This is a genomic window from Biomaibacter sp. TOL (genome assembly GCF_059717795.1).
This window is the reverse complement of sequence record NZ_AP046092.1, coordinates 2,883,410-2,896,321: the sequence shown is the minus strand read 5'-3', so window position 1 is coordinate 2,896,321 and position 12,912 is coordinate 2,883,410. Positions and strand designations below refer to the sequence as shown.

Genomic DNA, 12,912 nt, shown 5'->3' with positions numbered 1-12,912 from the left:
TCACTTTCGTTCACTCCTCTATTCGGCTCATCATTCCATATCCAAGCCCTGTTTTTGCCCCTATGCCAAATTCGCCAAGTGCGGAGTTTAAAATACCCATCATTTCTTCCTTTAGTTTCAAATAATTATCGGCTTCCCAGTTTTCGATAATATTACTCATTCTGGATTTTTCGCTATGCTTCAGCAGCCCGGCCCTCATTTTATCATACAGTACTGTAAAGCAAAACCCTATGCCGCTTTTCACCGTCAAAAAGAAGATGGGATTGGGGTCCTGACTGTCATCCGGCGGCATATTTTTAGTATAATAATTACCGTAATGAACATTCATAACATCGAGTTCAAATATTGTATCTTCAGTATTCTTTAAATCACTTTTATGTTCAATTGTGGGAAAAGCATCCATAAACTCTAAAAGGCCCTGGAATCCCTGTGTGCCAAATAGAATTTTATATTTCAATAATTGGTCATCGTCATTTTTAAAATTAATTTCACTCTTATAAAATACCTTTTTTAATTCCTTTACTTCTTCACCACTTTTTGCTTCAGCCAAACGCCAGAAAGCAACCATTCGGCATAATCCCTTCTGTGCGCTTGCAGGAATATAGGGTATCCCGAAGATGTGATGAAGGGTCAAAGAAGTCTCCAGCACATGTTCTGAGCCAAGTCCAACCATGAGGCGCGATCGTGTTGTAAAGGTGTCGTCTATCAGAACTTCATAATCCTGGTTCTCAAGGGCTTTTTTCTGGGCTTTTATTCTTTCCTGCATCAGAACTAAAATAGATTGATCATCTATTTTAAACTCGGATGTCCGAAACTTTTCCGCAATACCTTCTAGAAAGCATTTCTTTGATTCACCGCCAACAGTTTTGTTCATTTTTTTGATATTCTCTCTGCCGTTTTTTACCACTTCTGCATCAATAATTGGAACAAATTTTGAATACATCAGTGAAAAATTATCCACTTCAAGACCTTTTGTTTTGCTTTTTATTTGTTTAGGAATGTATTCTACGGCCTTGCTTGCTCTATCAGAATTTTCCTTTTCTATTTGTTGCCAGTCGAATGTACCGAATTTTATCCGTCCGTAACTTTCATAGCTATTTCTTCTCTTCACTTTCTTCACTCCCCAGATTTACTTCCGCCATTCGTTTGAGCCAATTTGCAACAGCCAGAGTTTCAGTGGTGATAATCATTAACTTTTGCTGTGAAGCTTCTATTGTATCTTCCAAAGCGTCCATAGTGATTAAACCCTTTTTCTTCAACCATTCATCGAGAATGCCGTATATTTTCAAACTGCCGCCCTGCTTATAAAAGGCAAGGACAGGAATCAGACCGTTTGAAACGATTAAAGCCGGAAGCTTTTTGGCATCGGTTTTAAATTTATCTATTTCATTTTTAATATTTTCCTTTTTCTTTTTATCTTCTTCCTCATTAAATTCTTCCATCATTTTCTTGATCTTTTTAAGGCAGAATCCTGCCCGTTCCTGTTCAATGGATTTTATACCCATTTGTTTTCCCCTCCATCATCACCATTTTTATCATGATTGTCGTTATCCTGCTCTATGTAAAATTTTACTCTCATCAGGCCCTTTCCAGTTGTCCCGTTCGATCCCAGTTGAATTAAATTGTTTGCCGCATTGAAGAGACTTCCAACTGCTTCAAAAACCCCCGCCGCACAGAAGTATTTGCCTTCAAACGCTTTTTTAATCCTTCCTTCTTCATTTTTTATTGAATCCTCAATTTCTTTTTCTAGGTCATCCCATTTTTTACCTGCAGAACATGCTTCTGAAAGCTTTTTATATGTGTTGGCATCAATCCCCAGGTAAGGGTCCGTTGCAAATACCAGGGAGTAAAATATGCTTTCAGAAGGTACATATTCTTCGGTAAAAAGAGCTTTGTCTTCTACCGTCCCCGTGGTCGGGTCGATTTTTATTCTCGTGCGTATCTCCACCGCATAGTTTATAAAATTTTTAAAAATATCATCTGAAACTATGGCCATACGTCTTCCCAAACTTGCTGTTAAAGAATTGTCCGGAAGCAGCTTTGTTATAGAGTTCGCAATTGAAAATAAATCTTCTTTTTTAGCTGTAAATACAAACTCTTCTAATACTACTTTGCCCTTATCCCGGATTTCAAGAAAGCTGGTTTTGTCTGAAATTTCTTTTGACGGCCCGCATATGATTATTTCGCCATCGGTCGGTTGGGGAATATTATCCAAACCCCTACAATTAATACCAGCATTTTTTAAATCATTTTTAAACCTTTCCAGCACAAAAGGACAGGTAATCCAAGCAAAAACCCCCCGGCCGGATCTTACGGGATAAAAAAGAATTTTTGCATCAGTAAAGCTGACGCAGGAAGCCCTTGTATCTTCCGAATCGTTCCCCTCAAAGCCGAATATAACATTCACCTTATCATTGTCCATATTCCACACTCTCATAGCCGCATCTTTAATAACTCCCTTTATACCGCTTGCCCATAATACGGGATATGAAGTATGTCTTTCCCTCTGTACCGGCAAATCAACATATGAGACGCTCTGACCGGTCCCCATGTGGACGGGCGTTTCTGCATAAAAGGTTAGTAGTGCCGCTCGTTTATACATTTTTCAATACCCCCAATTTATAATAGTTTTATGCTCTCTAAAAAAGATAACCCTTTAATATATTTTTCCAGCTCCGTTTTTTTATAATAAACGTTATATTCTGGATTGTCTTGAGACAACACTATCCCGAAATAATTATTGCTGTGTGTGGTTTTCTTTATCTGGATTATCATGGGTGAAGCTCTCCTGGGCTTTGCTCCGCCAATCGCCGATATTTCCTTCTCTTTTTTAAATGCTCTATAAAAATTATCCCTCAGGTCGTCCATCGCACCATTCCAGCTGTGCCAAAAATCCTTTTCCGGTTTCATCAGATAGATATGGGTATTGCCGAGATGCATAAATTTAAGCGAATTGTCATTTCCTTTATATCCCTGAAGCATGCTAGTCATTTTTTCTGCGATTTGCTTTAAATTATTGCCTTCTATCTCATAATAATTTCCATCATGTTTTTCGACCTCATCAATTGAAATGGAGCCAAAGCCTCTGCGCCATCTGGCGCCCAATCCTCCCAAGGAGGAAATGAGCCATAGCGTCTTTTTTAAATCTTCCACTACGATATTTTCGTGCTGAGGAAAGTAAAAAAAGCTGAGGTCAAAGATTTTTGAAGGAGAAAAGGATTTTCTTTTAATATGATCATAAGCCTTTGGTACATCCCCTTCTTTTTTTCTTCTATCGTTCATGCATAAAAATGCCGCGCATATATCCGATTCCGTAAGCCCCGATGTTATTTTTAATCTCAATCTTGATGCATTCTCCTGGGAACCCCAAATGTAAGATTCTTTTTCTTTCAATTTGTCCAGCGAAGAAGCATGAGTCCCCTTCCAAAATCTATACCACCATCTCAACATACCCTTTATTGAAGGCTCCCTCAATTCCACATCGCTTGAATCTGCTCCGCTCATTATAAGCGGTGTCAATATTCTGCATCTCACTCTGTACTCTTTCATTTTCTCATCCCCTTCCGAAAGCAATCAGATTGCTGCCTATAAAGCTTTTTATGCTCTGCTGCCCGTCTTTTTCTTCCAGCACGCTTGCAGAAAGTATTTTTTGAGCCACTTCTTCATCGGTAACTTCAGCCCATATTGCGGTACCGGCAGGTAAAACTTTCCTTACAGTTTTTTTATCCAAGTTATTTGAATTAATACCCATTATTTTATAGCCATTTGATGCCATTGACTTTATCTTTAATCCATTTATTTCCGGCGGGAAAGTGCTGCAAACTGCAGGAGTTAAAAACACAATTCTTATAATATCTCCTTGCCTTACCCGGGTTATCAATTTTTGATGCTTCAAATTGAAATCATCCGCTTTTATCGTATAATTTACGCTTCTCATTTCTCCCCCTAGTTTCAAAGCCCTGGGATATTCATTGAAAAAACTGTAAATCATATCATCAGAGGTTTTATTTCATATAATTTTTCAATATTTCTATGCTTTTTGTCAGTATATATATTTGCAGGCTTGGGGAAACACAGAATTACATCTTTGCTTTCCCTTTTTTCAATGAAAGGCCCGTACACCATTTTCAAAATTTTTGAGGTGTTTATCCTTTTGTGCTGTGTTATCCTGCCGCAAATCGCTCCTGCAACGGTATGCGGAAAAGGCGGAAAGGTCGATTGAACGTCGCTACCTATATTGAAGGGCTTGCCCCGGCCGAAAAAGAGAACATCATAAGGATTTAAAGTAAATTTCAGCATTGTCATACCCCTTCCTCCAAATTCCATATCTAAGCAATAAATCCCGCTATTGCAAAAAGATTAGCAAACTCTCTATATCCAAATTCGTATCGCGTAAATTCATCGATAATGGTTTTTATAAATTCTTTGGTAAGCATATTCTCTTTATCCTTAGATTTTTTCCGAGTAAGAATTCGCTTTATCTCAGAACCCAAGATATCCGTCAGTAACTTCGTTTTTTCTTGCGAATTCTCATCGGTTAAATCTTCCACAATCCTTAATAAATCGCTGCAAATAGACGGTGATAATTGATCATTTTTAAAAACATTGATTAAACCGTTCATGAAATTATACATTTCCCATTTTCCGCCGCTTACCCTTTCTTCTCCCGACCGGGTTATGAGCTTTATGCAAAAAGCATTTCTTTTATAGTGATTCTTCGCCATCTTTTCCGCTTCATTCGCTTCCGTCAACGCAATGGATAAGGGAAATTTATGATGAACAATTACAATCCCCCCACTCATACTCGCTTTCGACCCCAAAATCTTTTTGAACTCCTCCTGAAGACGGAAAGCACAATCCAGAGCTTCCCCTGCGGGCAAAAACGCCAGCACATCGTCCCCTCCTGCATAAATCAATTTTCCCCAATGATCGTTTTCGACTATCCCTCTTACCTTTTCTAATGCAAAAATCCCCAGTTTCCTGCTAAAGGTTTGATGGAGCGAAGGGGTGATAGGATGTGTTTTATGCAATATATCCTTGTTTTTTGAATTTTCGTTTATGTGTTTTAATTCTTCAATTAATGATTCCCTCAACAAGGAATGAACAGTTTTTTCTATCTCCGGATTCATTTTGCCAGCCAGCCACTGGCCCATATGGTCGCCGTCCATCTGTAAGATTGCATAATACCTGTTCGCATCGATATTATGTTGATTTAAAAACTTCACCATCTCATCAATATCATTTTCATCCACATTCAGCCCGTACTCATTTTTGAAATATTCCTTCCTGTAGCTTTCCTGCATGAGCCACTGGCCGTCGATCTCATTGAGGGGGCTATCTTTTAACGCAGGGACGGAACTGCCGCTCGGAATTTTTTTGCCGTTATTTTTGGCTTTTATTTTATTGTCGAATTCATTGAATTTATATTTAAACTCCCGGGGATCAGCGATTGTTTTCTTTGCCGTAACAGCGGCCATTTCAGAAGTGGACGGGAATCTTATTTCTTCACATTGTTCCCCGACCCCTAAAATATCCGCAAAAACCCGGGGAAAAAGTCTTTTCGTCAGGCAAACACCGCAGAGCCGTTCTTTTTCTCTTATAATGCCCGGATGCTTATTTCCAAGCGCCTCCCAGTTTGCATCGATTATTTCGTTTTCTCCGCACAGATGACATATTTCGGCAGATTTATTATTATGCTTTTGAGAAATTTTAAGATCCCTTACACTCTTTCTCGCCCCAAGCAATCTTTCTGTAAGCTTTATCAAAAGCGGATATGCGTGGCCGATTTCCGAAAGAGGCGTTTTACTTTTTCGAAAGGTGCTGTATTTGATTATCATTTTTACAAGGCTATAAAGTTCGTCTTCCCCTATCGCTTCGCAATATTCATTTAGAGCATCATTGCAAACAGATTGATCGTTCAAATTAATATCTTCGCCCATCCACGGCAAAACCGCCCAATACACCTGAAAATACGATTTCAGGTGTCCTTCCACCTGCCTTTCCATTTTTATTTTTTTCTCCTTATCCGCCTCTTCGGTCAGTTGACATAATTTTTCTGTCACTCTTTTTGCAAGATTGGCCAGTTCCGACTCCAAGGCTTTCTCACACTTTTCGGCAATATACTTTTTCTCATATGGTATGATAGCCAGGAAACGGTTGGGAAGATTTGCTATTGTGATTTTTTCTATACTATCATCAAATAAATTTTCTTTAGTTTTAAGGAACATTTCTAAATATTTTTCTGTTATTCGGCCAAAATCTTTATCAATTCCACCTACATTAAACTTTTGTTCCTTAAACCACTTATCCATTAACGGCTGACCCAATAAATTCGGATAAATGACGGCATCCGGGCCCAATTCCTCTATCAAAAGCTCTATGCTTTTCCATGTAAGATAGGATAGCAAATAGCTTCCTGACCATAAATCCTGAGTCTTTCTGGCCGTTGAAATAAAACTTTGAACGGGGCTGATGGTATACAATAAAAACGCAGGTTTTGGCAAAGCTGATGCAACAGAACTTACCTGGACGATATGGTCGTAAATGGAATGGTTGGGCGTTCGGGAATCTGCGGGGTGGGTGTACATCCAGGGGAAAATCAGCGGATAAAACCTCCATAAAAACAGAAAGGCAAATCTCATTTTTTGCGAGCGGTCTCCGAAAGGTATTTCTCCTATTCCTTTAAATAATTTTTTAACTTTATCGTGTTCAGATTCAGAAATCCGCTTTAACACATTGTATATTTCGCATTCGTTAAACATATCAAAAAAATATACATTATCTCCCCTAACCGTGGGATTTCTTGCATTTTCATCGAATTTCAGCAGCACTCTGTTCATCGGATACGAAATATAGTCAGCATTTTTTATCTTTTCAGCTAATTCTTCCGGCTCATCTATGCATTCATCCGAACATATATAATCGAGTAATCTTTCAGCTAAAACTTCATGGGTGTTTCTGTGATAATTGCCATCCGGGCATGAATGGGTATCCAGTTTTAAAATTTCCCTTGCATTTTGGTTGCCACCGATAGAAAGGACCCATTGTTTATGAGGAGGATCATGAAGTAATGCCTTGAGTTTTAAATTCCAGTCAACCATCTTAAGACACCCCTCCGCTTTCTTTATTAAAATTTTCCGAAATTGTCCTTCCACACATTACAAATAATAATAAATCTATTAGTCAGGGCGATGTTATTTTCATTTTATAAAATTTTTTATTGTTAATATTTTTCTACATAAATTATCATATTCCTGCTAAAAATTTCATATTTTTTAAAATAAAACAAACAAAGGGAAGTCGGCTACTCGTAATATAGCAAATTAACCAAATTTAGCCTTGTACACTACAGCGTTTTGAATTCCCTTCAGCTTTATTGACCAAAAAAAGAAAGCAGTGTGCATTTTTTTGCACACCGCAATATGGCATTTGAGCGCTACACATCTTAATTATACGGCAGGAGATACTCTTATCCCTTTAACGCCCGTTATTCTGTCGGCAAGTCTATTAGGTGTAAGAAGTTTTACGGATTAATTTAGGAATCTACAGAAAGGGTGGCGGCGGATTGGCTTGTTTCTTCTGTTATTATTTTTTATAACGCGGAATTGTTTCCACATTTCTATCTTCATTGCGTATCAGATCAATATACGGAAAGCGGGCAACTTTAACGCGAATCTCCTTCTGCGGCGTACCCGGGGTTCCCCAGATCAATGTGAGTTCTTTTCCTTCTTCCGCATATTTCGGATCAATAAATCCCAGAGAAATCATCCTGTTGTAATAATAGCTGCAAATTCGGCCGGTGCTAATGCCGACCATCTTTCCATCCGCCATGACCTTATCCGCGCGGTAAATAAATCCTTCGTCAGGCCATCCGGCAATATTTTCCTGATAAGCCATATCAAGCGGCTCTGCATCGATTCTTTCACAAGGTTCTACTTCCCTGCCCTGGAACTGAGTAGCATAGACTGCTGCAATATCCGCTGCGTTCCACTCCAGGGTAACCACGGTTCTCGGGGGATTCTGGGCGATTTTTTCCAGGGCCTTCCTGCCGGGAAATTCATGATTGAATTTTATGAGGAAGCCCGCCAACATTGTCTGCGTTGGCCCCCTGGACGGCAAACGGTTCGACGAGCTCCCCTGCAATCTTATCAATATAGACGCCGGCCTCGATCTCCCGAAGGTCTTCAATATCTTACAGGACATTTTCGAGAAATACGCCGCCTGGAACCGGCAGATGATCGAGGCTATTATACAAAACGAACCCCTGCAAAAAATATTCGACATCGGTGCCGCTGCTCTGGAAAACCCCATAGCCCTGTTCGATGCCTCCCTCGCCCTGATCATGACCGCGGGGAAACTGCCGGAGAACTACCAGGGCACCATCTGGGAGGAGGTAATACGGTACGGGTATTCCCCCGTGGAAAACCTGCCCTTTCCAGAGCGGAAAAGGATGAGCGAATGGGTCCGCATCAGGAAAGAACCGTTTTTTTATAAAAGCAACCCCTCGGACAGATATACTCAAATGATAGCCGGTCTTAGCATTAACGGAAAACACTTCGGAAACTTCGGTCTCATCGACATCAATAAACCCTTCACCCTTGGCCAGCTATCACTTGTCTATCACCTGAAAAATATAATGGAGCTGGCCATCTCCAAAAACCGGGAGCTCACAGACATAACAGAAGAACCCCTTTACTTCATCAATAGGTTGATCAACGGTTTCGAAGTGGAAAAGAAGGTGGTTGAGTACCACTTAAAAAAGAGAAAATGGGGCCTCGAAGACGGTTTTTACATCCTCAATTTCTCACCTCCCGAAGAAAGCCTGGATGAAAAGCTGTTTATGACTTACATTTACCGCATAAAAAAGCTGATTGGAAAATCCATTATCTTTGCCTACGAAAATTCAGTCATAGCTGTCCTCCGTGAAAAGGACTATTCTCTCGATGATCCAGGCTTTTTACGGGAGATCGACGACCTGCTTTCCCGCATTGACATCAAATGCGGGATCAGCCTGAAGTTCTACAACTTTATGAGCATAAAATATCCTTACATCCAGAGCAAAACCGCTCTGACGGAAGGGGCCAAAAAAGATCCCCACAAGCTGAGATATTACTTTCGGGATTATTACATAGACCATATTATGAACTCCCTGGACAATTCGACCAGCCTGAAGAGCCTGTGCCATCCTCAAGTACAGAAACTGAAGGAATACGACGAAAAAAACAACACCGAATACGTCCGGTGTTTGTATACCTACCTTCAAAATGGCATGAATATCTCACAAACCGCCAGGAAGCTTTTCATCCATAGAAATACCCTGACCTACAGGCTGAATCGAATAATCGAAATCCTGGGGACCGATCTCCGCCGCGAAGAGGAGCTCTTTCTTCTCTTCTTCTCCTGTTTAATAGCGGAATACCTTTTCTAGAAGGGGCGCGTCCGACCGACCGCCAGGAACGAGATTCGCGTGGTTTTAATGGTTTATATCCTTCTCAATGCTCTCCTCCAGCGCCGTCGCATAGCCGAGGCCACATCATATCCTATGACGCATATGCTTTTTGCATTTTTCCAAACATAGAGCCATTAATTGAAGGGTCAATATCATGCTTGTATACCCCTTGGTCTTGGGCCCGACCTGCTCCTCCCAGCACAAGATGAGTCAGGGGACGGTTCTCTGACTCAACTACTTTACTTTTGAGTCAAGGAACCGTCCCCTGACTCTATCCCCTGACTCTATAATTATGATAGGATATATCTCTTTGTTTTTCATCCATTTTATTTTATCAACTCCACCATATCAATTATTTAATTTTTTTGTACCATCTTATATTAAACTGTTTGAATCGGGAGAATTGGATAAGAGAGCTCAAATTCTTAAGGAAAGGCTAAAAAGTTGTATATTACGTCCCCACCACTGTAAAGTAAACAGGCTGGAAAACCAGATGGGATTCTGCAGGGCAGGGGCGGAAATGGCCTGTTATTTAACACCATCGCGAATTCTTATCAATCTAACGCGATAAATAATTTTGTATGAAATCTTCTGGTGAAATTGCTTTATTGCTTATCTTTCGAAATTTTTTGTCCCTGGTGATTATAAAATCGCCTTTTATTTTCTTTAAACATTGCATTTGTAAGGCATCTTCCAAATCAGTAAACTCAGTAAAAGACATGGCCTTTTCTATATCTTTATTTGTTATACTTACAACATTCATTATATTAAATAATGCCTTTATTGCCATTATCCTTTCCTCATGGGTAAGGTTTTTGCTAATGAAATAATATATATCCGTTATTGAAAATGCAGCTATATGAGCAATTATCTTCTTTTCTTCCGCCAGTTTCAATATATTGTAAGCATCTATATCAAAAGGGCTTCTTTTCAGTAATACATCTAGAATAATATTTGTATCAATCAATATCTCCATATTTTAGTTTTATCCTCTCTTCTCTAATTTGTTCAGCCGTTACATCCTTTTTTTCTCTATTTGCTAAAAGCCCATATAAAAAATCTGCATTGGGAGTCACCTGGTGTTTTACTGGTACAAGTTTAGCTACTTGCTTACCATTCCTTGTTATAATAATTTCTTCTTTATCTACAATTTCCAAATATTTTCCCACTCTTGTTTTAAATTCAGTTGCACTAACAATCATTTTAACACCTCCTACTTTTGATTAATTAAATTATATCACTATTAATTAATCATTTACAATATTTGTTGACCAATTATTATAAAGGCAACTCATAGGATATAGAAAAATAGGCCTCTTGGCTGCTTAGTTCAAATACTTTTTCCATTCCTTCTTTTCCATGTGCCTCGGAAAGCGATTTCCAACATATTTGCGCAAAGATCGGCATTTTCAAGTTCAGTATCCTCGACCAAGATTTTGTTCAAAACTTCTATATCCAGTCCCTCATGTTTGCCGCTTATGCCTAAAAGTGGAACAACAAATTCTATTGAATAAATCATCATTTAAAAGCATCCTGGATAACTTTCTGTAATCGGAAGAATTCTCTATAATATAATTAGATACTATAGGTACTAATGACAACGGATATCGCATCTCGGGCGGCGTAGATTGAAAATTATCTTCTTCGATAAGCCTGAAAAGTATGAGGACTTCTTCTGCCGGGGGTTTTTTATGATCGCTCACGCATTTAGATAATATGCCAAGCATCTCAATAACTAATGTTTTTACAAGAGCATAAAATTCATTATCAAACATGAAAGTATACACCCCACCGGATGCTTTTTACCGGACTTCTCCATTTTATTACTTTTACTGTTGCCTCAATATCATTAAGAGGGACTAATAATCCATTAAAACCATCGCAAACCAAATCTCTGTTTCCCCTCACATCCGTTGCAATCACCGGCTTCCCCGCCACCATAGCTTCCATAATGCATCACAAATTCAATTCTTTTATCATTTTTCGGCCAACACGGCTGTGTTGAAATATTTTTTTCATAAATGCCCGCTCTTGCATCTTCGACTATATTATTTGAAGCAGGTTTTCCGTTTGCCAGATAATCAAACATTTTATTATGGCTTATTCCAACTCTGATTCCCCTTATTTTTAATTAGCATTAGCGATATATTCTTACATAACATCCTCGCGTCTATTTTCAAAATCTCTAATAAAGGTATCATCATCATATATTTGCCTTTCAGGGTCATACACAATAAATAATAAGCCGTATGCTTTTGGTACTTTTGTCATATCTTCAGCGATACCACTGGTTGCAACGGAAGGTGTTGTATTCTTACGAATAAATTTAGTTTCAATCAGCAAATCATCTTGTGAATGATCGGGATTATATGTGGTAATTCCAAATCTTATTGGCGGATATTCTCGCTCGAATTTAGTACTTTTCTTTTTTTCGAGTAATTTGAAGTTTTTCTCATTCTTTTTATATATATTGGCAAAACTAATATAGCATCAAGTTTAGGAATCAGCGGACCGTAATTTTTAGACCAGGAGACTATTGCATCTATATTTTTCGGATTATTTGTTTCTACCGATAATATCACAGAATAATAAGCATTGATTTTATTTATTATGTCATCAATGAATTCTCGACAAGATCGATTTATCTGAATAACATTTAGCCAGTTTAACAGATCACACAAAGAAAATATCATGAAATCTACATTTTTATTTTTTAATACATTTAACACTTGCTCCAGACAGGTTTTTTCAGGAAAAAAGCCTTTTATTATTTCTATATTTGACTTTATAGAGATTTTTTCCGAAAATGATGTAATCAGTTTTCTGGCAATAGGATGAAATAATTCATTTGGCTCTCTCTTTCCCACTCATTTATCTCAATAAAGCCATAAATGAGTTCCCTAATTTCCCAAATTTTATCCTCCAAATACCTCCCCCCTCGTAATGCCTATAAGAATATACGTTCGCCATAAAATTGAGATTTCCTGCCAGAAAATATGCAAGTTCAAAATTCTTTTTACACCAAACGTCTATTAATCAATCGTCTATTGTCATTTCCATATCTATATCTTCTTCTTTAAGCCATTCTATTATCTGTTCTTCACAGTATTTTCGGAGGAACTTATAATAGCGGTCACGTTCCTCAGGATAATCTTCTAAAACATCTTTAAACCTTCTAACCTCCATTCTGCCGCTACCGCTGGCGGCACAAATAGTAATGAAAAAAATGGTGCGCGGCTTTCACCACTTTGTTATTATTAGCTTGAGGAGAAGATACACTACAAAGCACGGTGAGGTGAGTCGTAGACTGCTCTTTGCGGCTTAAATCAGTAGTTTAACCAGTGTAAGAACCATCTTTCAAGCACAAATAAGTGGTTCTACAAGACCGCAAGCTAATCATTGTTTTAGCTCTTTGTTAATTGTGTGATGGTTCAGTCAATGTCTTCCTCCTCAACTACTAAATT

Annotated in this window: 16 protein-coding genes; 1 reads left to right on the top strand and 15 read right to left on the bottom strand. The window is 38.6% G+C overall.

Annotated elements, in window-relative coordinates; translation table 11 throughout:
* Nucleotides 1–10 precede the first annotated feature (10 nt).
* The 8 genes from cmr6 to AC6I1H_RS14295 form a co-directional block, all read right to left on the bottom strand.
* A complete protein-coding gene (gene cmr6, locus AC6I1H_RS14330) occupies nt 11–1,111 on the bottom strand; it encodes a type III-B CRISPR module RAMP protein Cmr6 (RefSeq protein WP_497738204.1) in 1,101 nt (366 codons plus the stop codon).
* Entirely contained in the window at nt 1,095–1,505 is a 411-nt protein-coding gene (gene cmr5 / locus AC6I1H_RS14325) for a type III-B CRISPR module-associated protein Cmr5 (protein ID WP_497738203.1), read from the bottom strand. The genes cmr6 and cmr5 overlap by 17 nt, the downstream gene beginning before the upstream one ends.
* On the bottom strand, nt 1,496–2,602 hold the full coding sequence (gene cmr4 / locus AC6I1H_RS14320; RefSeq protein ID WP_497738202.1) for a type III-B CRISPR module RAMP protein Cmr4: 1,107 nt from the start codon (nt 2,600–2,602) through the stop codon (nt 1,496–1,498). Before cmr4 ends, cmr5 begins: the two co-directional genes overlap by 10 nt.
* Before the next feature lie 17 nt (nt 2,603–2,619).
* The gene (gene cmr1, locus AC6I1H_RS14315; RefSeq protein WP_497738201.1) at nt 2,620–3,549 is read right to left on the bottom strand and encodes a type III-B CRISPR module RAMP protein Cmr1; all 930 of its coding nucleotides are present in this window, start codon (nt 3,547–3,549) and stop codon (nt 2,620–2,622) included.
* A 4-nt stretch (nt 3,550–3,553) separates the two neighbouring features.
* Complete coding sequence (locus tag AC6I1H_RS14310; RefSeq protein WP_497738200.1) at nt 3,554–3,991, bottom strand: type III-B CRISPR module-associated Cmr3 family protein; 438 nt, start codon at nt 3,989–3,991, stop codon at nt 3,554–3,556.
* Nucleotides 3,988–4,305 carry a type III-B CRISPR module-associated Cmr3 family protein gene (locus tag AC6I1H_RS14305; RefSeq protein ID WP_497738199.1) on the bottom strand — a complete coding sequence of 106 codons (318 nt, stop codon included), beginning with the start codon at nt 4,303–4,305 and terminating at the stop codon, nt 3,988–3,990. The genes AC6I1H_RS14310 and AC6I1H_RS14305 overlap by 4 nt, the downstream gene beginning before the upstream one ends.
* 23 nt (nt 4,306–4,328) lie before the next feature.
* Entirely contained in the window at nt 4,329–7,100 is a 2,772-nt protein-coding gene (gene cas10 / locus AC6I1H_RS14300; RefSeq protein WP_497738198.1) for a type III-B CRISPR-associated protein Cas10/Cmr2, read from the bottom strand.
* 484 nt (nt 7,101–7,584) lie between these two features.
* Nucleotides 7,585–8,091, bottom strand: a complete 507-nt coding sequence (locus AC6I1H_RS14295; protein WP_497738197.1) for a hypothetical protein — start codon at nt 8,089–8,091, stop codon at nt 7,585–7,587.
* Between AC6I1H_RS14295 and AC6I1H_RS14290 the strand changes: the two genes are divergently transcribed.
* Nucleotides 8,072–9,427 (top strand): PucR family transcriptional regulator, encoded by a 1,356-nt coding sequence (locus tag AC6I1H_RS14290; RefSeq protein WP_497740812.1) that lies wholly within the window; start codon nt 8,072–8,074, stop codon nt 9,425–9,427. The genes AC6I1H_RS14295 and AC6I1H_RS14290 overlap by 20 nt on opposite strands.
* 580 nt (nt 9,428–10,007) lie before the next feature.
* Here the strand turns inward: AC6I1H_RS14290 and AC6I1H_RS14285 are convergent.
* From AC6I1H_RS14285 to AC6I1H_RS14255, 7 genes are all read right to left on the bottom strand, one after another.
* Nucleotides 10,008–10,424, bottom strand: a complete 417-nt coding sequence (locus tag AC6I1H_RS14285; RefSeq protein ID WP_497738196.1) for a type II toxin-antitoxin system VapC family toxin — start codon at nt 10,422–10,424, stop codon at nt 10,008–10,010.
* Entirely contained in the window at nt 10,408–10,650 is a 243-nt protein-coding gene (locus AC6I1H_RS14280; protein WP_497738195.1) for a type II toxin-antitoxin system Phd/YefM family antitoxin, read from the bottom strand. Before AC6I1H_RS14280 ends, AC6I1H_RS14285 begins: the two co-directional genes overlap by 17 nt.
* A gap of 128 nt (nt 10,651–10,778) precedes the next feature.
* A complete protein-coding gene (locus tag AC6I1H_RS14275) occupies nt 10,779–10,970 on the bottom strand; it encodes a hypothetical protein (protein ID WP_497738194.1) in 192 nt (63 codons plus the stop codon).
* A gap of 245 nt (nt 10,971–11,215) precedes the next feature.
* On the bottom strand, nt 11,216–11,389 hold the full coding sequence (locus AC6I1H_RS14270; protein WP_497740811.1) for a glycosyltransferase: 174 nt from the start codon (nt 11,387–11,389) through the stop codon (nt 11,216–11,218).
* Nucleotides 11,390–11,599: 210 nt separating this feature from the next.
* Nucleotides 11,600–11,791, bottom strand: a complete 192-nt coding sequence (locus tag AC6I1H_RS14265) for a PD-(D/E)XK nuclease domain-containing protein (protein ID WP_497738193.1) — start codon at nt 11,789–11,791, stop codon at nt 11,600–11,602.
* A gap of 44 nt (nt 11,792–11,835) precedes the next feature.
* Nucleotides 11,836–12,315 (bottom strand): hypothetical protein, encoded by a 480-nt coding sequence (locus tag AC6I1H_RS14260; protein ID WP_497738192.1) that lies wholly within the window; start codon nt 12,313–12,315, stop codon nt 11,836–11,838.
* A gap of 169 nt (nt 12,316–12,484) precedes the next feature.
* Nucleotides 12,485–12,634, bottom strand: coding sequence for a UPF0158 family protein (locus AC6I1H_RS14255; RefSeq protein WP_497738191.1), 150 nt, complete (start codon nt 12,632–12,634; stop codon nt 12,485–12,487).
* Nucleotides 12,635–12,912: the final 278 nt, after the last annotated feature.